Source organism: Streptomyces sp. NPDC001393, assembly GCF_053597455.1.
Genome location: NZ_JBSFIH010000015.1, coordinates 81,796 through 100,805, shown reverse-complemented (window position 1 = coordinate 100,805; position 19,010 = coordinate 81,796). Strand labels below are relative to the sequence as shown.

The window sequence follows — 19,010 nt, the reverse complement described above, 5'->3', positions numbered from 1 at the left end:
CTGCAGGAACGGTGGATTCCGATAGCCTCACGGCCGTGACGGAACAGCACTCGCATTCGCCCTCGCACTCGCAGTTCGAGCGGGGTACGGACGGACCGAAGGTGATCGTGGTCGGGGTGGACGGCTCCGACTCCTCACTGCGTGCCGCGGCGTACGCAGGCGGCCTCGCCCGGCGGCAGCACGCCTTGCTGGCCGTGGTGTACGTGCAGCCGGTGCTCGCCGCCGGGGCCGCGCTCGGCGCGCCGGTGGCGGAGACGACCGACGAGATCGCCGAGGACCTGGTCACCTACATCCGGGAGGCGGCCGAACGGGTCAAGGGGATATTCGAGGTGCGCTGGGAGTTCCACACCTTCCGCGGCGACCCGTACAGCGGCCTGGTGAAGGCGGCCGACGAGCTCAAGGCGGACGCGGTGGTCGTCGGCGCCTCCGAGCAGGCTGGGCACCGGATCATCGGGTCGGTGGCGATCCGGCTGGTGAAGGCGGGGCGCTGGCCGGTGACGGTCGTCCCGTAGGACGTCAATCAGCGGAGGCGTCGTCAACGCCCGCCTGATCACCTGCGCGTGCGTGGCGTCTTCCCAGTGCGGCGCCCCTGAGCCATCATGATCGGCCGTCAGCCGTTGCCGTCGGCGAAGAGGTGAGGCGCATGGCCGGGCTCCGCGCGGGTGAGGGGATTCTCCGCCGCAAACCGATCGAACACATCGAGGAGACCGAGGTCGGCGAGGGCACCCGGCTGGACCGCTCGCTCGGTCTCTGGCAGCTCACCGCGATCGGGGTGGGCGGCATCATCGGCGCCGGCATCTTCACGCTGGCGGGCACGGTGGCGCACGGCACGGCGGGCCCGGCGGTGCTGGTGTCGTTCCTGGTCGCCGGCGTGGCGAGCGCCTGCGCGGCGCTGTCGTACGCCGAGTTCGCCGGGCTGATCCCGAAGGCGGGATCGGCGTACACCTACGGCTATGCGGTGCTCGGCGAGTTCGCGGGCTGGTTCATCGGCTGGGACCTGCTGCTGGAGTACACCGCGATCGTCGCGGTGGTGGCGATCGGCATCTCCGGATACTTCGGCTTCCTGGTCGAGGAGATGGGCGCGAAGCTGCCGCACTGGATGCTGGGCGCGCCGGGCACCGGGGACGGGCACCGGGTGGACCTGTTCGCGGCGATCCTGTGCCTGCTGATCGCCTGGCTGCTCAACCTGGGCATGCGCAGCGCGGCCCGCTTCGAGACGTTCGTCGTCGGCTTGAAGGTGCTGGTGGTGCTCCTGGTGATCGGGGTGGGCATGTTCCACATCGACACGGCGAACTACCACCCCTTCTTCCCGTTCGGCATCGGCGGCGCCTTCACCGGCGCGGCGACCGTGTTCTTCGCGGTGTTCGGCTACGACGCCATGTCGACCGCGGCCGAGGAGTCCAAGGACGCCCAGCGCCACATGCCGAAGGCGATCATCTACTCGCTGGTGATCTCGATGGTGCTGTACGTGGCGGCCTGTCTGGTGCTGACGGGCATGCAGGACTACCAGCACATCGACCCGGAGAGCGGCTTCTCGAGCGCGTTCAAGTCGGTGGGGCTGAACGCCCTCGCGGACGTGATCGCGGTGGGCGCGATCATCGGCATCCTCACCGTGATGTTCACGTTCATGCTGGGCGTCACGCGCGTGTGGTTCTCCATGTCCCGGGACGGTCTGCTGCCCCAGTGGTTCGCCCGGACGCATCCGACGCGGCATGTGCCGACCCGGGTGACCTGGATCGTCGGGGCGGGCTCGGCCGTCATCGCCGGGTTCGTCCCGATCGGCTCGGCGGCCGAACTCACCAACATCGGCATCCTGCTGGCGTTCGTGGTGGTGTGCACCGCGGTGATCGTGCTGCGCTACCGGCGCCCGGAGCTGCCGCGCGCCTTCCGCACGCCGTGGATGCCGGTCGTGCCGGCGCTGGGCGTCGTCTTCTCGATCTGGCTGATCACGTTCCTGCAGTGGCAGACCTGGGTGCGGTTCGCCGTGTGGTTCGTGCTCGGGTGCGTGATCTACTTCGGCTACTCCTACAAGCGCTCCGCGCTGGCCCGGCGGGGCCCGGTGGGATGATCGGCGACCTGCGCCCGCGGCACACCGCCGTAGGCGACGAGGGTGAAGCCGGGGGCGGCTGCTCCGGACCGGGCCGGGTGCCGGGGCTCCTGTCGCTCGTGGTTCTGGTACGCGGCCGCGGCCGCGAGGACGGCGGTGAGGGCCAGCGCCACCTGTTGTCTGCGTCCGATCATCAGCTCACCCCGGGATGGTCGTATGACCGAAAAAGCTGTTGATGGTCATATGGGTACGACGCCGGCTCATCGGATAAACGGCCCGAGCGCTGGGATTAGCCCGTCCGGTGCCGAGCCGCACCGTTCGCCCGACCGTTCGCCGACCCGATCGACCGTCCGCCGCTTCAGCCGTGCGCGCGCCCTGTCCCCCGGCCGTGCCCCGCGCTGCCATACGGCCATGACGGCCGGAACCTCACTGATCCACCAGGCGGCGGCACGGACCCGCGGGACGACGACCGCCGAGCACGAACTGGCCGCGCTCCAGCGCGAGCACGGCGGGCCGCTGTTCGCCCTGCTGCTCAGGCTCTGCGACGGCGACCGGCAGCGCGCCGAGGACCTGGTCCAGGAGACCCTGGTGCGCGCCTGGCAGCATCCCGAGGCGCTGCACGCCGAGGACTTCGACTCCGTACGGCCCTGGCTGCTGACGGTGGCGCGGCGGCTCGCGATCGACGCCCGGCGCGCCCGGCAGGCCCGGCCCCCGGAGACCGGCGCCGAGATCCCGGAGAGCGCGCGGGTGACCGCCGATCACGCCGAACGGGCCGCCGCGATGCTCGATGTCCGGGAGGCTGTGAAGACACTCACGCCGGAACACCGTGACGTCCTCGTACTCGTGTACTTCCTCGGGGCCAGTGTGGCGGAAGCGGCGCAGACCCTGGGCGTGCCACCCGGTACCGTGAAGTCCCGCGCGTATTACGCGCTGCGCGCGCTGCGCCGGGTCCTTCCGGATTATGCGGCCGACCTGCACTGAAACCGGAGCCCTGGTCAAACCTCGGTAAAGCGCCTTGCTGTGGCCCCCGTTCGGGCAATGGGCTGTCCTCATCCGCGTTCCGGGCAGGCGGCCGGACCCGGAGGGGCCGGGCGACGCGCACACACCGGAGGAAGGGCAGGAAGGGATGCTGCACAGAGGGCACGAGAGCACGGACGGCACCGACGGCGGTGAACTGGCCGTCCCCATGGCCTGGTTGTACGCCGAGTACATCGCCGACGAGTTGCTGCGCACCGGCGATCTGATGCCGCCGACCTCCTTCGAGTTCAGAGCCGGCCGGGACGCGCTGGCGCTCACGGTCTTCCTGTCCGACACGGACGGGGAGCTGTCCGGCATCCGGGTGATCTCCCAGCTGGAGAACTGGCTCTCCCTGACCGCCTACGACCAGCCGTGGCAGGACTGGGTGCGCGAGCGCATGGCCGAGCTGGCCGAACAGGCCGACCGGGCCGGCACCCGCTCCCCCGACCTGGCCCTCGCCGTGGACGCCTGGCGCTGGCTGGAGGAGACCGAGCTGCTCGCGCCGGACCTGGACGCGGTGCCGGGCGGCGGGCCGGCCGGCGAGGACGACGGGCCGAAGGTGTGGACCCCGGCCTGGCGGCTCGGGCTGCCCCTCGGGCACCTCGCGATCCATCTGTTCTGACCCGTCGCCCGGGGCCTTCCGAAGTTTTCCGGAATCGGACCAATCCGCGGGCCGCGCGGCTCCGAATCTCTCGTCCGGGATTCTGTGGGTGGCTTGAGTGATTCGGCTGTCGGCTGCGTACGGGTGGGTGCACGGAGTAACCCCACCCGCACCCATCGGCACGAGGATTCGGCATGAGGTCCCTGGAAAGGCATCGCGACGTCGGCGCGTACGCGCTCGGCGTGCTGGACGAGGCGGAGGCCTTCCGCTTCGAGGACCACCTCATGGAGTGCCCCCAGTGCGCGGCACAGGTGACCGAATTCGGTCCCGCCACGCGGCAGTTGATGCTGTACCGCCGGGCCACGCCGCGCTTTGTGCACCCCATGGCACAGCCCGGTCCCCGGCTGCTGGACCGGCTGCTCGGCGAGGTCGCGCACCGGCACCGGGCGCGCCGCCGACGCTTGCTGTACGGCCTGGCCGCCTCCGTGGTGCTGGCCGTGGCCGGTCCGGGGATCATGGCCTTCGCCGGCCATGCGGAGCCGGCCGCGCACATCACCGCGGCGACCGATCCGAAGACCGGGGTCTGGGCCGAGGTCACCGCCGACGACGGGGACACGGGCAGCCGTCTGCAGCTGCGGGTGAAGGACGGCACGGGACCGCACGCCTGCCGGCTCGTGGTCGTGGGCCGCGACGGCTCCGAGCAGGTCGTCGGCGGCTGGATGGAGCCGGGCCACAACACCCGTACCTTCACCGCCCTCGGCTCCTCCACGATGCACCCGGACGAGATCGCCCGCTACGACGTGCGCACCGCGGACGGGCAGCGGCTCGTGTCCGTCGATGCGGACCGGTGACTACTTCAGCAGCCGGGACAGTCTGCGGTCCGCCAGCGGCTTGCCGCCCGTCTGGCAGGTGGGGCAGTACTGCAGCGAGGAGTCGCTGAAGGAGACCTCGCGGATGGTGTCGCCGCACACCGGGCAGGGCTCGCCGGTCCGGCCGTGGACCCGCAGGCCGCTCTTCTTCTCGGCCTTCAGCCGCCCGGCGGCCAGGCCCCGGGAGCGGTCGACCGCCTCGGTGAGCGTCGAGCGCAGCGCCGCGTGGAGCCGATGGGTCTCCTCCGGGGTCAGGGAGGCGGCGAGCTTGAACGGGGACATCTTCGCGGCGTGCAGGATCTCGTCACTGTAGGCGTTGCCGACGCCGGCGATCAGGGACTGGTCGCGCAGGGCGCCCTTCAGCTGACGTCTCTCGTCCCTGAGCAGGGCGGCGAGGCGGTCCTCGGTGAAGTCGGCGGCGAGCGGGTCCGGGCCGAGGCGGGCGATGCCCTCGATCTGCTGCGGATCGCGGACGACGTACACCGCGAGGCGTTTCTGGGTGCCGGCCTCGGTGAGGTCGAAGCCCTCGCCGGTCTCCAGCGCCAGGCGCAGCGCCAGCGGGCCCTTGCCCGGCTTGGGCGGGCCGTCGGGCAGGCGGTCCTTCCACTGCAGCCAGCCGGCCCGGGCCAGGTGGGTCACCAGGTGCAGCCCGCTGTCCGCCGCCAGGTCCAGGAACTTGCCGTGCCGGTGCACGGCGGTCACCTCGGTGCCCTCGAAGGCGGTGACGGGAGGGTCGTACGTCTTCAGGACGCTGACGGCGACGGGCAGCACGCGCACCACCCGGCGGCCGACCAGGTGCTCGGTGAGGAAGTCCTTCAGTGCTTCTACCTCGGGCAGTTCCGGCATGGTTCCAGAGTGCCATCCGGTACTGACACCGCCGGGGAAGGGCGCTTCAGCCGTCCCGGCGGAACTCGCACCACACCGCCTTGCCGCCGCCGCGCGCCTCCACGCCCCAGGCGTCGGCGAGCATGTCCACGAGCAGCAGACCCCGGCCGGAGACGCCGTCCGCCCCGGCCTCGCGGCGGCGCGGCAGGGCGCTGGAGGAGTCCTCGACCTCGATCCGCAGGGTGCGGTGGCCGCCGTCGAGGGCCCGCAGGGTCACGATCGCGGAGCCCTCGGTGTGCATCAGCGCGTTGGTGATCAGCTCGTCGGCGACCAGTTCGATCTCGTCGGCGCGGTCGCGGTAGCCCCAGGAGCGGACCGCGGCGCGGATCAGGTGCCGGGCCTGGCTGAGCGCCTCCGGGTCGCCGGGTGCCACGTGCTGCTGGAGCCGGCCACCGGCGGGCGGGGCCTCCGGGGTGCGCCGACGCAGCAGGAGCAGGGCCACGTCGTCGTCGCCGCCCCGCTCCTCGGCCAGCTGGATCAGCCGGTCGGCGAGCGCCCGCACGTCCTCGGGGCCGTCCGAGACCAGCGCCGAGAGGCGGCACATCCCGTCGTCGAGGTCGGCGCCGGGCCGTTCGACGAGCCCGTCGGTGCACAGCAGCAGGGTGTGACCGGGGTCGAGCTCGAGGGTGGAGACGGGGTACTCCAGCCGGCCGAACTCGGCGGACAGGCCGAGCGGCAGCCCGCCCTCGACCGGGACCCGGCGGCAACTGCCGTCGCCGAGCCGGATCAGCGGGTCGATGTGCCCGGCGCGGACCGCCTGCACGACCCCGGTGGACAGGTCGGCCTCGGCGTACAGGCAGGTGGCGAAGCGGTCGGTGTCGAGTTCGTGCAGGAAGACGGAGGCGCGGGCCATCACGGCCGCCGGAGTGTGTCCCTCGGCGGCATAGGCGCGCAGCACGATGCGCAGCTGGCCCATGACCGCCGCCGCATGGGTGTCATGGCCCTGGACGTCGCCGATGACCGCGCCGACCCGGCCGCCGGGCAGCGGGATCAGGTCGTACCAGTCGCCGCCGATGTCCCGGCCGAGGGCGCCCACGGCGGTGCCGGCGCGGTAGCGGACGGCCACGTCGGCGCCGCGGACGCTGGGGATGGTGCGGGGCAGCATGGCCTGCTGCAGGCCCTGGGCGAGGTCCTTCTCCTGCTCGTAGAGCATGGCCCGCTGCAGGCTCTGCGCGATGCTGCTGCCGAGCGCGGACAGGACGGCGCGCTCCTCGCTGGAGAAGCCCTGCCGGTCGCTGTAGAGCAGCCCCATCGCGCCGATCGGGCGGGCCTGGGCGATCAGCGGCAGATAGGCGGCCGAGGTGATGTGCAGGTCGGTGATGTGCGGCCAGAGGATCGGATAGCCCGCGGCGAACTCCTCCGGGGACTCGATGAACCTCGGCAGGAGTGTGCGCACCACCTCGCTCATCGGGTACTGCTCCTCGATCCGGGTGAGCCTCGTGCCGGGGACGGAGGCTTCGACGGGTCCCTCGGCGACCAGCCGGATGTGGCCGGCCTCCACCAGCCCCATCACCAGGCTGGCCGCGCCCAGATGGCGGATGCCGTGGGTGTCCTTGAGGGTGTCGATGACCTCCTGCACGCTGCGGGCATGGGCGAGGGCGGCGGAGACGGCCTGGACGACGTTGGTCTGCTGGCGGAACGCCTCGTTCTGCGCGGCCCGCAGGCTGCGTGTCTCGCTCTCGGCGAGTTCGTCGGTGGCATCGCGGACGATCCCGACGACCCGGCGCGGGCGGCCGGTGTCGTCCCGGCGGATGTACCCCTGGGTGTGGGTCCAGCGGAGCGTGCCGTCACGGCAGCGGATGCGGAAGTAACCCCCGTAGTTCTCCCTGCCGTCCTTGATGGCCTGGGCCACCATGGCGTCCATCCGGGCCGCCTCGGGCTGCGGCACCCGGTCGGTCAGGGACTCGGGGCGCCCGTCGTACTCCCCGGGCAGGAGGTCGAACACCTCGTGCGCCTGGGCGTCCATGTGGAACAGGCCCGTGTCCAGGTCCCAGTCGAAGCTGCCCATGCGGTTGAGCGCCAGGATCGGATCCGGGTGAGCGGGCCAGTCCTCAGGGAGTGACAAGGCACTCGCTCCCCGAACTGCCATGCGCCCACCTTGCCAGGATTTATCCAATTCTTCGACCTGTTCCTCCACTGGACGCCGCCGGGAAGGTACGCGGTGGGATCACCGTCCGTCGCGTCGGGGACCGCGCCCGACCTCAGGCCCGGCGCGCCGGGGATGTCAGGGGCCGTGTCCGAGACCGGGGTGCTCCGCCCGACGGTCGAGAGCGGTACCCAGCGGGCCCTGCCACGCACCGGGCAGGGTGCGGTACGGCCGTGCGGTGCCCGGCGGAGCGGCGGTGTCAGCGGGGGCGGGGGCACCGTATGGCGCGGCGGTGGCCCCGGCCGGCGCGGGGACGACCGGGTCGTGGCGTACGTCGTAACCGATGCGGCGTTCGATCCAGGTGCGTGTCTCGGCGTTGACGATGGTGATGCTGGTGACCGCCCGAGGAGCCGGTGTCACCGCGATCATCCGGCCTGGACGGTAGCCGGACCAGGCGCTGCCCCGAGCCCAGAAGCCGCCGGCGGCCTGCGCGGGCGACCCCAGCGGGTTGCCGCAGGCGCACCGCACCCGGGGTACCCCGCGATTGTCGACCAGGACCGCGGTGCCGGCCTGGAGCACGGCCTGGTGAGCGACCGGCTGCCCGGCCCGACAGCCGTGGTGGGTGACACGGGTGTCGGCACGCAGCACGACGGGGGCCAGACCGCGCAGATGGCCGGGAAGACCGCTCGCGGCGACACCGGCCGCACGGGCGAAGGCCTCGGCCCCGGCCCGGTCCGCCGTCAGATACCCGATCTGCCGTTCGACGTCGCAGCCGGCGACGCGTGCGGTACCGCCGTAGCGACCGGGGGTCTCGCCGGACACGACCCGCATGGCCCCCAGCGGCACGGCGACCAGCCCGGCGGGCAGGGCCGGTGGGGACGGCCCTTCGGTGGGCGGGGCGATGGCGGCCGGATCGGCTCTCCCTCCGCCCGTTCTCGTCGGCGCGGTGACCGTGGAAGCGGTGAAGGGGTCGGGGCCCGGGGCCGCGGCGGGCACGAGGTAGACCTCCTCGCCCACCCGGGCCTCCTTGACGCCGGGTCGGGCGCAGCCTGCGACGAGGAGCGCCGCCGCGAGCGCGCAGGCCATGACGATGGATCCGGCGGGTATCCGCACCGTACACTCCGCATCACTGTGGGTGATTTCCCCCCCATGGTTTGCACCGCGCCCGTCTGGCCGGCAACTCGGGGCCGGGAGATGATGAAGACGACACCGGCGGTCTGGCCGCGACGAAGGGCGCGCACAGCCGTGAACTGGTTCACCGCTCCCGACTACTGGCTGAGCCGGCTGGTCTTCCAGCGGGCCCTGGCCGCCCTCTACCTGGTGGCGTTCCTGACGGCGGCGCTGCAGTTCCGGGCGCTGATGGGCGAGCGCGGCATGCTGCCGATCCCCCGCTTCGTGGCACGGATCCCCTTCGGACGGGCGCCGAGCCTGTTCCATCTGCACTACTCCGACCGCTTCTTCGCCGGCTGTGCGTGGACCGGCTGCGCGGTGTCGGCGGCGCTGCTCGCCGGTGCCGACTCCCTGCTGCCGCTGTGGGCCGGCATCCTGCTGTGGCTGGTGCCGTGGGCGCTGTATCTGTCGGTCGTGAACGTGGGCCAGACGTGGTACGCGTTCGGCTGGGAGTCGCTGCTGCTGGAGACGGGCTTCCTGGCCGCGTTCCTCGGCAACGACGAGGTGGCACCGCCGATCCTCGTGCTGTTCCTGCTGCGCTGGATCCTGTTCCGGGTGGAGTTCGGCGCCGGGCTGATCAAGATGCGCGGCGACGCGTGCTGGCGCAAGCTGACGTGCCTGTACTACCACCACGAGACCCAGCCCATGCCGGGCCCGCTGAGCTGGTTCTTCCACCATCTGCCGAAGCCGCTGCACCGGGTGGAGGTGGCCGCCAACCACGTGACCCAACTGGTCGTACCGGTCCTGCTGTTCACCCCGCAGCCGATCGCCTCGGCCGCCGGTGCGCTGATGATCCTCACCCAGTTGTGGCTGGTGCTGTCCGGCAATTTCTCCTGGCTGAACTGGATCACCATCGTGCTGGCCGTGTCCGCGATGCGGATTCCCGGGTCGGCACCGTCCGTGCCGACGGCACCGCTGTGGTACGGGGCCCTGGTGCTCGCGGTCGCCGCGCTGCTGCTCTTCCTGAGCTATCACCCGGTGGTCAACGTGGTCTCCCGCCGCCAGGTCATGAACCGCTCCTTCGACCCGCTGCACCTGGTGAACACCTACGGCGCGTTCGGCAGTGTCAGCCGGGTCCGCTACGAGGTGGTGGTCGAGGGCACGCTGGACGACGTACCGCGCGAGGACTCCGACTGGCGGGAGTACGAGTTCCGGGGCAAGCCCGGCGACACCCGGCACTGGCCCCGCCAGTTCGCCCCCTACCATCTGCGCCTGGACTGGCTGATGTGGTTCGCGGCGCTGTCCCCCGCCTATGCCGGCGACTGGTTCGGCCCTCTGGTGGAACGCCTGCTGGAGAACGACCGCGACACCCTGCGCCTGCTGCGCCGTTCCCCCTTCCCGCCGGACACCCCGCCCCGGTACGTCCGTGCCCGCCTGTTCCGTTACCGCTACACCACCTGGCAGGAGCTGCGGGAGTCGGGCGCGTGCTGGCAGCGGACGTATGTGCGCGAGTATCTGCCGCCGATCAGGCTGGCGGAGGTGGCTGAGCGGCCGTAGCCGCGGGTGGGGCCGGTGGCCCGGCCACGACGGCTGCCTTCCCGTGTGCGACATTCATGACTTCCCCGGTGTGAACCCGCGCGGTAGTGCGTTCACAGGCCGTGGACGTTCACAGGCCGTAGACCCGGGTCGCGGTCCCCGCGAAGATCTGCTCGCGCTCGCCGGCGGTCAGCTCCGCGGTGAGCGTGCGGGCGGTGTCCACGACCCGCGTGTACGACGCGGCGAGCGTGCACACCGGCCAGTCGGAGCCGAACATCAGCCGGCCGGGGCCGAAGGCCTCCAGGGCCGCGTCCGTGTACGGCCGCAGGTCAGCCGTCGTCCAGGAGGCGGGGTCGGCCTCGGTGACCAGGCCGGAGAGTTTGGCGACGGTGTTGGGGAGGTCGGCGAGGGCGCGCAGGTCGGACGCCCAGGATTCGCGCTCTCCCCCGGCGATCGGCGGCTTGCCCAAGTGGTCGAGGACAAAGGTGAGTTGGGGCACCCGCGCGGCGGCCTCGGCGCAGGCCGGGAGCTGGTGGGGCAGGACGACCAGGTCATGGACGAGCCCCGCCTCGGCGACGGCCGCCAGCCCGCGCCGGACCTCGGGCCGCAGCAGCCATCGCGGGTCCGGCTCGCCCTGGACCTGGTGCCGGATGCCCTTGAGGTAGGCGCCGCCGGGGAGTTCGCGCAGCCGGGACAGTTCGTCGGCGACGTCGGGGCGGGTGAGGTCGGTCCAGCCCACGACCCCCGCGATCAGGTCGTGCTCCGCCGCAAGGGCCAGCAACTCCGGGGTCTCCTCCGCAACGGTGACGGTCTGGACGAGGACCGTTCGGTCCACACCGGCCGCGCGAGCCTCCGGTTCCAGGTCGGCTAGGCCGAAGTTGCGTCGCAGCGGCTGGAGTTCGGGACCCTTGATCCAGTCCTGGTCGCGGACGGACAGGTCCCAGACGTGGTGGTGGGCATCGACGCTCATGGCAGCTCCCAGACCACCGGCAGTCCGGCGTCCGTGCCCTGGCGGGAGTAGTCGTGCACGACGTCGAGCAGCTCGGCCATGCGGGCCTGCCAGGCCACGTTGACCGGCAGCTGTTCCAGTTCGGCGAGCAGGCGGCCGTAGTCCGCGCACTCCAGCAGATGGAACAGCTCCGTGCTGCTGCGCCAGATGGTCCAGGAGGTGGCGCCGGCGGCGCGGATGGCGTCGGTGAGTTCCTTCGGCACCTCGCGGTGGGCCGCCTCGTAGGCGGCGATGCGGTCGGCGCGGACCTCGGTGTGCAGGGCTACTCTCATGACGGGTCCTCCTCGCGGGGCAGCAGGCCGGACTCCCGCAGCTCCTGCCAGAACTCCGCCGGGACGTCGGCCTCGAACTGGTCGGCGCAGTCGTGGACTTCGGGCGCGGAGCGGGGTCCGGGCAGGACACTGGTGACGGCCGGGTGGGCGGAGGCGAAGGCCAGCGCGGTCGCGCGCAGGGTGGTGCCGTGCCGGTCGGCGACCGCCTTCATGCGCAGGGCCCGGGACAGCAACTCCGGGGTGACGCGGCTGTAGTCGTATGTCGACTCGGGCGTCGGGTTTGCCAGCAGGCCCGAGTTGAAGACACCGCCGAGGACGACCGATACTCCGTACTCGGCGGCCGTGGGCAGCAGTTCGGCGCCGGCGCTCTGGTCGAGCAGGGTGTAGCGGCCCGCGCACAGGACCACGTCCACGTCGGTGTCCCGGACGAACCGGGTGAGCATCCCGGTCTGGTTCATGCCCGCGCCGATCGCACCGACGACGCCTTCGGCGCGCAGCTTCTCCAGGGCCGGGTAGCCCTCGCGGAAGGCCTGCTCGGCGTGGTCGTCGGGGTCGTGCAGATAGACGATGTCGACACGGTCCAGGCCGAGGCGGGCAAGGCTCGCCTCCAGGGTGCGGCGGACGCCGTCGGCGCTGAAGTCCCACACTCGGCGGTGGGTCGCGGGTACGGCGAAGCCGTGGGCCAGGTCGTCGCCCGTGCCGTCGGCGGGTTCCAGGCGGCGGCCGACCTTGGTGGAGAGGGTGTAGTCGGACCGGTCGTACGGCCGCAGGGCGGCGCCGAGCCGGCGTTCGGACAGCCCGAGGCCGTAGTGCGGCGCGGTGTCGAAGTACCGGATGCCACGCTGCCAGGCGGCCCGCACGGCGTCCCCCGCCTGCTCGTCGTCGACCGGGCGGTAGAGATTGCCGAGCGCCGCGGCGCCGAAGCCGAGCGGGGTGACCTCGACGCCGCTGCGGCCGAGCCGCGTCACCGGCCCACCGGCCGCAGCCTGAGGCCCTGCATGCCGCCGTCGACGGCGAGGGCGGTGCCGGTGGTGGCGCCGGACAGCGGACTGGCCAAGTACGCTATGGCGCCAGCCACTTCGGCGGCCGAGACCAGCCGGCCGGTGGGCTGGCGGGCCTCCAGCGCGGCGCGTTCGGCGGCCGGGTCGGGGGCCGCGTCCAGCAGCCTGCCGATCCACGGGGTGTCCGCCGTACCGGGGTTGACGCAGTTGACGCGGATGCCCTCGCGGACGTGGTCGGCGGCCATGGCGAGGGTCAGGGAGTACACGGCGCCCTTGGTGGCGCTGTACAGGGCGCGCTGCGGAAGCCCGGCGGTGGCGGCGATGGAGCAGGTGTTGACGATCGCCGCGTGCGCGGAGCGGCGCAGGTGCGGGAGGGCGGCGCGGGCGGCGCGGACCATACCGAGGACGTTGACGTCGAAGACGCGTTGCCACTCGGCGTCGTCGTTGTCCTCGACCGTGCCCTGGGCGCCGATCCCGGCGTTGTTGACCAGCACGTCCAGGCCGCCGAGGTCCTCGGCCACCCGCTCGACGACCATGCGCACCGAGGCGTCGTCGGTGACGTCGGCACGGTGGGCGAGGAGCGGTTTGTCGACGTCGGCCGGGTCCCGGTCGAGGACGGCGACCCGGGCGCCACGGGCGGCGAGCAGGTCGGCGGTGGCCCGGCCGATGCCGGACGCGCCACCGGTGACCAGGGCCTTCAGGCCCTCGAAGTCACGCATGCGGCCTGTCCCTTCTGGGTGTCGGGATCGGCGGCCCAGTAGGTACCGCCGGGGAAGGTGTACCGCGCGAGGGACTCCGGGCGCAGGGCGGCACAGAAGCCGGGCGCGGTGGGGGCGGTGTAGTGGCCGTCGCGGATGACGACCGGGGTGACGAAGTGCTCGTGGAGGTGATCGACGTACTCGATGACCCGGTCCTCGGTGGTGCCCGAGACGGCCAGGTAGTCGAACATCGACAGGTGCTGGACGAGTTCGCACAGGCCGACGCCGCCCGCGTGCGGGCAGACCGGGACGCCGAACCTGGCGGCGAGCAGCAGGATGGCGAGGTTCTCGTTGACTCCGGCGACCCGGGCGGCGTCGATCTGGACGATGTCGAGGGCGCCCGCCTGGAGGAGCTGCTTGAACATGATCCGGTTGTGCACGTGTTCGCCGGTGGCGACCTTCACCGGGGCCACCGCGCGGCGGATCGTGGCATGCCCGAGGACGTCGTCGGGGCTGGTGGGCTCCTCGATCCAGTAGGGCGCGAACTCGGCGAGCGCCTTGGTCCAGCGGATCGCCTCGTCCACGTTCCAGCGCTGGTTGGCGTCGACGGCGAGCCGGACGTCCGGCCCGACGACCGCGCGGGCGACCCGGCAGCGCCGGATGTCGTCGTCGAGGTCGGCGCCGACCTTGAGCTTGATCTGCGTGAAGCCGTCGGCGACGGCCTGCGCGGCGAGCCGGGCGAGTTTGTCGTCGTCGTAGCCGAGCCACCCCGGCGAGGTGGTGTAGGCGGGGTAGCCGCGCTCCAGGAGCCGTGCCCGGCGCTCCGCGGCGCCCTCCCTGCCCCGCCTCAGCAGGTCGAGGGCCTCCTCCGGGGTGAGCGCGTCCGCGATGTACCGGAAGTCGATCTGCCCGACCAGCCACTCGGGTTCGGCGTCGGCGAGCAGCTGCCACAGGGGCTTTCCGGCCCGGCGGGCGGCGAGGTCCCAGACGGCGTTGACGACGGCCCCGACCGCCATGTGCATCACGCCCTTCTCGGGGCCGAGCCAGCGCAGCTGGCTGTCGCCGATCAGGTCCCGGAAGAGGGAGCCCGGGTCGGCGCACAGCTCGGCCACGTCACGGCCGAGCACATGGTCCCTGAGCGCGTCGATCGCGGCGACCTGGACGTCGTTGCCCCGCCCGATGGTGAAGACGAACCCGTGCCCCTCGTGCCCGTCGGCGGCGTCGGTGCGCAGCACGACGTAGGCGGCCGAGTAGTCGGGGTCCGGGTTCATCGCGTCGGAGCCGTCCAGCTCGCGCGAGGTGGGGAAACGGATGTCGTGGGTGTCGACCGCGGTGACGCGGGCGGGGGCCTGGGACACTGAAGTCCTTTCGATGAGCGGATGGTTGACTGCTCGTCAGTCCTGGGCACGGCCCGTCGTCACCCGCGCGATCACCAGGGCGACGAGGATGATCCCGCCGTAGATGGCCTGGATCCAGAACGACGGAACCTGGGCCAGGGTGAGCAGGTTCTGTACGACGCCCAGCAGGAGGACGCCGGTCAGCGCGCCGAACATGGTGCCCTTGCCGCCGTCCAGGCTGATGCCGCCGATCACCGCGGCCGCGAACACCGTGAAGATCATGTTCTGGCCCTGGTTGGCGCTGATCGCGCCGACATAGCCGGTCTGCAGCAGCCCGCCCAGCGAGGCGAGCACGCCCGCGACGACGTACACGCCGAGCATGACCCGGTCCACGCGGACGCCGGCCGCGCGGGCGGCGTCCGCGTTGCCGCCGATCGCGTACAGGGCGCGGCCCGTGCGGTGGTACTTCAGCACGAACCCGGCGACCGCGAAGGCGATGGCGGCGAGCCACACGGACATCGGGACGTTGAGGAAGGTGGTGGTGGCCAGGGAGTAGAAGCTGTCGGGCATGCCGAACAGGGTCTTGCCCTTGGTGGCGCCGACCAGCAGACCGCGCAGCACGATGAGCATCGCGAGCGTGACAATGAACGCGTTGAGCCGGAACTTGACCACGAGGACGCCGTTGAAGGCGCCGATGAGCGCGCCGACCAGGGGAATCGCGAGCAGGGCGAGCCCGGCCGGGAGTTCGGTGCCCCAGCCGGACTGGCTCGCGGGCAGCACCAGCAGGGCGCCGACGGCCGGTGCGATGCCGACCACGGACTCCAGGGACAGGTCGAACTTGCCGGTGATCAGCACGAGGGACTCGGCGAGGACGACCATCGCGAGCGCGGCGGAGGCGCCGAGGACGGAGATCAGGTTCCGCTCGGTGAGGAACGAGTCGTTGACCACCGCGCCGAGCACCATGAGCAGCAACAGGGCGGGGACCAGGGCGAGTTCGCGGGCGCGGCGGAGCAGAACGGTTCTGGCGGAGCGGGCGTCCGGGGTCTTCGGGGGCGCGAGCGGCGGTGCGGCCCGGGTGTCAGCCATGGTCAACTCCTTCGATGGAGGCGATCAGCTCGTGGTCGCGCCAGCCGGCCGGGTGCTCGGCGACGACGCGGCCGTGGAAGAGGACGAGGACGCGGTCGCAGCGGCGCAGGTCGTCGAGTTCGTCGGAGACGACGAGGACCGCGGTGCCGTCCTCGCGGGCGCTGTCCATGCGGGCGAGCAGCGACTCCTTGGACTTCACGTCGACGCCGGCGGTGGGGTTGATCAGCACCAGCAGGCGGGGTTCGGAGGCGAGGGCCCGGGCCATGACGACCTTCTGGGCGTTGCCGCCGGACAGGTCGGACACGGGCTGGTCGGGGCCCTCGGCGTGGATGTCGAGGCGGTCGATCAGCTCGGCGGCGAAACGGCGCCGTGCGTCGGTGGCGACGAATCCGGCCCGGCCGAGCCGGTCCAGCACGCTGAGCGTGGTGTTGTCGCCGATGCTCATGCCGGACACCAGTCCCTGTTCGTGCCGGTCACGGGGGACACAGCCGACCCCGGCCCGCAGGGCGGCTCGCACGTCCCCGAACGGCAGTCGCTCGCCGTCCAGTTGAGCGGTGCCGCCGGTCGGGGTGTGCAGTCCGGCGAAGGACTCGGCGAGCTCGGTCTTGCCGCTGCCGCTGGAGCCGGCGAGTCCGACGACCTCACCGCGGCGGACGCTGAGGTCGACACCGTCGTACGCCGGTGAGGTGAGCCCTTGCGCCTCCAGCAGGACGGGAGCGCTGCCCTCAACCGCCCTCTGCCGCATGGCTTGTTCGGCGACGGACTCCCCGGCCATGGCCTCCACCAGCGCCGCCTTCGGCAGGTCGGCGACGGGCGCGGTGGTGATCCAGCGGGCGTCGCGCAGCACGGTGACCGTCTGGCAGACCTCGTAGACCTCCTGGAGGTGGTGGGAGATGAACAGGAAGGTGACGCCGGAGTCCTGCAGGGAGCGCATGCGGCCGAAGAGCCGTTCGATCTCCCGGTTGTCGAGCTGGGCGGTGGGTTCGTCCAGCACGATGAACCGGGCGCCGAAGCTCAACGCCCTCGCGATCTCGACCATTTGGCGGTCCTCGACCCTGAGGTCGGCGGTGCGCGCCTCGGGGTCGACGCGCACGTCCCAGGTGTCGAGGAGGGCGGTGGCCTCCCGGCGCAGCCGGCGCCAGCTGATGAGGCCGCGGCCGGTCGGCTGGCGGTTGAGGAACAGGTTCTCGGCGACCGTGAGCTCCGGGACGACCGTGGGCTTCTGGTAGACGCAGGCGACCCTGCGGCGCCAGGCGTCCCGGTCGGCGAGCGGGGGCGCCGGCTCGCCGTCGAAGCGGACCGTGCCCGCGTCCGGGGCCTGGAGGCCGGTGAGGACGTTGACGAGGGTGGACTTGCCGGCGCCGTTGCGGCCGACCAGGGCGTGGGACTCGCCGGGCAGGACGGTGAGCCGGCCGTCGGCGAGGGCGACGGTGGGGCCGTACCGTTTGACGATCCCCTCGGCTTCAACAAGCGGTGTGCTCATTTGACCGTGTTGCCCCACAGCTCGGGGTCGTCGACGTTGGCCTTGGTGACCAGCGGGGCGGGCAGCTGGTCCTCCAGGATGCCGCTGGGCAGCCTGACGATCGTGGACCCGTGGTCGGTCGGCCCCGGCGTGAACGTCTTCCCGGCCATCGCCGCCTTGATGTAGTACAGGCCGTACTTGGCGTAGGCGTCGGCGGGCTGGGAGACCGTGGCGTCGATCTCGCCCTTGCGGATGGCGTCGAACTCCTGCGGGATGCCGTCGTTGGAGACGATCGCGATGTGGCCCGCCCGACCGGCCGGTTTCAGCATGTTCTTGGACTTCAGGGTCTGCAGGGTCGGCGCGAGGTAGACACCGCCCGCCTGCAGGTAGATGCCCTTGATGTCGGGGTCGGCGCCCAGCAGCGTGTCCAGCTTGGCGGCGGCGGTGTCCGACTCCCACTTGGCGGGGATCTCCAGCACCTTCAGCTTCGGGTACTTCTTCTTCACGCAGGACCGGAAGGCCTCGGAGCGGTCCCGGCCGTTGACCGAGGCCAGGTCGCCCATGATCTGTACGACCTTGCCGCTGCTCACGTGCTGTCCGAGGTAGTCGCAGGCCTTCTCCCCGTAGGCCACGTTGTCCGCGCGCACCACCATGGCGACCTTTCCCTTGTCGGGCGCGACGTCCACGGCGACCACGGGGACGCCCTTGCGCTCGGCCTGGTCGAGTCCGGCCTGGATGGCGGCGCTGTCCAGCGGGGCGACCACCAGTCCCTTGACGCCCTGAGTGAGTTCGTTGTCGATGTCGGTGATCTGCTGGGAGGGGTCGCTGTTGGAGTTGACCGTCTTCAGCACCTCGACACCCTCGGACTTGGCCATCTTGGGCACGTAGTCGTTGTACGACTGCCAGAAGGGCGAGGTCAGCAGTGGCAGGATCACGCCGACCCGGCCGGTGCCGCCGCTGCCCGCGCTCGCGGTGTCCTTGGTGCTGCCGCAGGCGGCGAGCATGAGCGAGGCACCGGCGGCCAGAGCCACCGCGCCGATGATCCGGGACCTGCTGCGCTTCCTGACAGTGCTGGCGGGCATCTCGCGGCTCCTCGTCGAGGGTGTTCGAGCAGACGCCGCATACTTATCAGACCAATATGCCGAGACAACACCCTTGTGCACGGGAAATTCAAGGATCCACGCCGTAGTGGTCGGACCACCTGGGTGGCTAGACTGCGGCGCACCGGGGGGAAGGAGGAGTGGCGTGGACGAGGAAGAAGTGCCGCAGAAGGGCACGGTGACCCAGCGCGCCATCGAGGAGATCAAGGCGATGATCGCCGAGGGCCGGCTGGAGCCCGGCGAGCGGCTGCCCACCGAGCGGGACCTGGCGGCCCGGCTGGGCATCTCCCGCAGTTCGATGCGGGAGGCGATCCGTGCCCTGACCGTGATGGGCGTCCTGGAGGCCCGGCACGGCTCCGGGATCTACGTCACCGCGCTGGAGGCCGGCGACCTGCTGGAGACCTTCGGGGTGGTCGCGGACCTGTCCCGCGGACCGCGCCTGGTGGAGCTCCTCGAGGTCCGCCGGATCCTGGAGTCGACGGCGACCGCGCTGGCCGCGGCGCGCATCACGGACGACCAACTGGCCGCCGTCGCAAAGCACTTGGCGGCGATGAACGCCACCGACGACCCCGAGGAGATCCTCGCCCACGATCTCGCCTTCCACCGCGAGATCGCCGCGGCCGCGGGCAACGAGACCATGGCCGCCATCCTGGAGGGCCTGTCCTCGCGCACCTTCCGCGCCCGCGTCTGGCGCGGCTACCAGGAGGAGGGTGCCTTCGCCCGCACCCGCCGCGAACACGCCGCCATCCACCGCGCCCTCACCGCCCGCGACCCGGAGGCTGCGCGGGCGGCGGCAGCGGCCCACGTGGGCGAGGTGGAGGAGTGGCTGCGGGCGCAGGTCGCTCGGCCGGACGGGCCGTGACGGCTCCGCGCGCCGCACCCCGCGAACACGGC

19 protein-coding genes are annotated in these 19,010 nt (G+C 71.9%); 7 read left to right on the top strand and 12 right to left on the bottom strand.

Features of this window, described 5'->3' with window-relative positions; genetic code table 11:
- Positions 1-35 precede the first annotated feature (35 nt).
- Both ACWC2T_RS18760 and ACWC2T_RS18755 read left to right on the top strand, forming a co-directional pair.
- The gene (locus ACWC2T_RS18760) at positions 36-512 is read left to right on the top strand and encodes a universal stress protein (protein ID WP_450671439.1); all 477 of its coding nucleotides are present in this window, start codon (positions 36-38) and stop codon (positions 510-512) included.
- A 131-nt stretch (positions 513-643) separates the two neighbouring features.
- Positions 644-2,068 (top strand): amino acid permease, encoded by a 1,425-nt coding sequence (locus ACWC2T_RS18755; protein ID WP_450671438.1) that lies wholly within the window; start codon positions 644-646, stop codon positions 2,066-2,068.
- On the opposite strand, the gene ACWC2T_RS18750 is transcribed toward ACWC2T_RS18755, so the two are convergent.
- Positions 2,026-2,241: a hypothetical protein gene (locus ACWC2T_RS18750; RefSeq protein ID WP_450671437.1), complete on the bottom strand. Its 216-nt coding sequence runs from the start codon at positions 2,239-2,241 to the stop codon at positions 2,026-2,028. The two genes, ACWC2T_RS18755 and ACWC2T_RS18750, sit on opposite strands and share 43 nt — an antisense overlap.
- A gap of 217 nt (positions 2,242-2,458) precedes the next feature.
- Here ACWC2T_RS18750 and ACWC2T_RS18745 point away from each other — a divergent pair, with 217 nt between their 5' ends.
- The 3 genes from ACWC2T_RS18745 (at position 2,459) to ACWC2T_RS18735 (ending at position 4,516) form a co-directional block, all read left to right on the top strand.
- Entirely contained in the window at positions 2,459-3,028 is a 570-nt protein-coding gene (locus ACWC2T_RS18745; protein WP_450671436.1) for a sigma-70 family RNA polymerase sigma factor, read from the top strand.
- Positions 3,029-3,173: 145 nt separating this feature from the next.
- Positions 3,174-3,686 (top strand): hypothetical protein, encoded by a 513-nt coding sequence (locus tag ACWC2T_RS18740; RefSeq protein WP_450671435.1) that lies wholly within the window; start codon positions 3,174-3,176, stop codon positions 3,684-3,686.
- 173 nt (positions 3,687-3,859) lie between these two features.
- A complete protein-coding gene (locus ACWC2T_RS18735; protein ID WP_450671434.1) occupies positions 3,860-4,516 on the top strand; it encodes a zf-HC2 domain-containing protein in 657 nt (218 codons plus the stop codon).
- On the opposite strand, the gene ACWC2T_RS18730 is transcribed toward ACWC2T_RS18735, so the two are convergent.
- From ACWC2T_RS18730 to ACWC2T_RS18720, 3 genes are all read right to left on the bottom strand, one after another.
- Positions 4,517-5,380 carry an Fpg/Nei family DNA glycosylase gene (locus ACWC2T_RS18730; protein ID WP_450671433.1) on the bottom strand — a complete coding sequence of 288 codons (864 nt, stop codon included), beginning with the start codon at positions 5,378-5,380 and terminating at the stop codon, positions 4,517-4,519. It abuts the gene before it with no gap.
- A gap of 46 nt (positions 5,381-5,426) precedes the next feature.
- Entirely contained in the window at positions 5,427-7,508 is a 2,082-nt protein-coding gene (locus tag ACWC2T_RS18725; protein ID WP_450671432.1) for a SpoIIE family protein phosphatase, read from the bottom strand.
- A 135-nt stretch (positions 7,509-7,643) separates the two neighbouring features.
- The gene (locus tag ACWC2T_RS18720; RefSeq protein WP_450671431.1) at positions 7,644-8,618 is read right to left on the bottom strand and encodes a DUF6777 domain-containing protein; all 975 of its coding nucleotides are present in this window, start codon (positions 8,616-8,618) and stop codon (positions 7,644-7,646) included.
- 132 nt (positions 8,619-8,750) lie between these two features.
- Between ACWC2T_RS18720 and ACWC2T_RS18715 the strand changes: the two genes are divergently transcribed.
- Positions 8,751-10,172, top strand: coding sequence for a lipase maturation factor family protein (locus ACWC2T_RS18715; RefSeq protein WP_450671430.1), 1,422 nt, complete (start codon positions 8,751-8,753; stop codon positions 10,170-10,172).
- A 109-nt stretch (positions 10,173-10,281) separates the two neighbouring features.
- Here the strand turns inward: ACWC2T_RS18715 and ACWC2T_RS18710 are convergent, their stop codons facing one another.
- From ACWC2T_RS18710 to ACWC2T_RS18675, 8 genes are read right to left on the bottom strand one after another with little or no spacing between them, the layout of a single operon-like run.
- Entirely contained in the window at positions 10,282-11,121 is an 840-nt protein-coding gene (locus ACWC2T_RS18710) for an amidohydrolase family protein (RefSeq protein ID WP_450671429.1), read from the bottom strand.
- The gene (locus tag ACWC2T_RS18705) at positions 11,118-11,432 is read right to left on the bottom strand and encodes an L-rhamnose mutarotase (RefSeq protein WP_450671428.1); all 315 of its coding nucleotides are present in this window, start codon (positions 11,430-11,432) and stop codon (positions 11,118-11,120) included. Before ACWC2T_RS18705 ends, ACWC2T_RS18710 begins: the two co-directional genes overlap by 4 nt.
- On the bottom strand, positions 11,429-12,400 hold the full coding sequence (locus ACWC2T_RS18700; RefSeq protein WP_450671427.1) for an aldo/keto reductase: 972 nt from the start codon (positions 12,398-12,400) through the stop codon (positions 11,429-11,431). Before ACWC2T_RS18700 ends, ACWC2T_RS18705 begins: the two co-directional genes overlap by 4 nt.
- The gene (locus tag ACWC2T_RS18695; RefSeq protein ID WP_450671426.1) at positions 12,397-13,152 is read right to left on the bottom strand and encodes an SDR family NAD(P)-dependent oxidoreductase; all 756 of its coding nucleotides are present in this window, start codon (positions 13,150-13,152) and stop codon (positions 12,397-12,399) included. The genes ACWC2T_RS18700 and ACWC2T_RS18695 overlap by 4 nt, the downstream gene beginning before the upstream one ends.
- Positions 13,131-14,489, bottom strand: a complete 1,359-nt coding sequence (locus ACWC2T_RS18690) for an L-fuconate dehydratase (protein ID WP_450671425.1) — start codon at positions 14,487-14,489, stop codon at positions 13,131-13,133. The genes ACWC2T_RS18695 and ACWC2T_RS18690 overlap by 22 nt, the downstream gene beginning before the upstream one ends.
- Positions 14,490-14,525: 36 nt before the next feature.
- Positions 14,526-15,554 (bottom strand): ABC transporter permease, encoded by a 1,029-nt coding sequence (locus ACWC2T_RS18685; protein WP_450671424.1) that lies wholly within the window; start codon positions 15,552-15,554, stop codon positions 14,526-14,528.
- The gene (locus ACWC2T_RS18680) at positions 15,547-17,037 is read right to left on the bottom strand and encodes a sugar ABC transporter ATP-binding protein (RefSeq protein WP_450671423.1); all 1,491 of its coding nucleotides are present in this window, start codon (positions 17,035-17,037) and stop codon (positions 15,547-15,549) included. Before ACWC2T_RS18680 ends, ACWC2T_RS18685 begins: the two co-directional genes overlap by 8 nt.
- The gene (locus ACWC2T_RS18675; RefSeq protein WP_450671422.1) at positions 17,034-18,098 is read right to left on the bottom strand and encodes a sugar ABC transporter substrate-binding protein; all 1,065 of its coding nucleotides are present in this window, start codon (positions 18,096-18,098) and stop codon (positions 17,034-17,036) included. The genes ACWC2T_RS18680 and ACWC2T_RS18675 overlap by 4 nt, the downstream gene beginning before the upstream one ends.
- Positions 18,099-18,261: 163 nt before the next feature.
- Between ACWC2T_RS18675 and ACWC2T_RS18670 the strand changes: the two genes are divergently transcribed.
- Positions 18,262-18,978 carry a FadR/GntR family transcriptional regulator gene (locus tag ACWC2T_RS18670; RefSeq protein WP_450671421.1) on the top strand — a complete coding sequence of 239 codons (717 nt, stop codon included), beginning with the start codon at positions 18,262-18,264 and terminating at the stop codon, positions 18,976-18,978.
- The last annotated feature ends 32 nt before the right edge of the window (positions 18,979-19,010 follow it).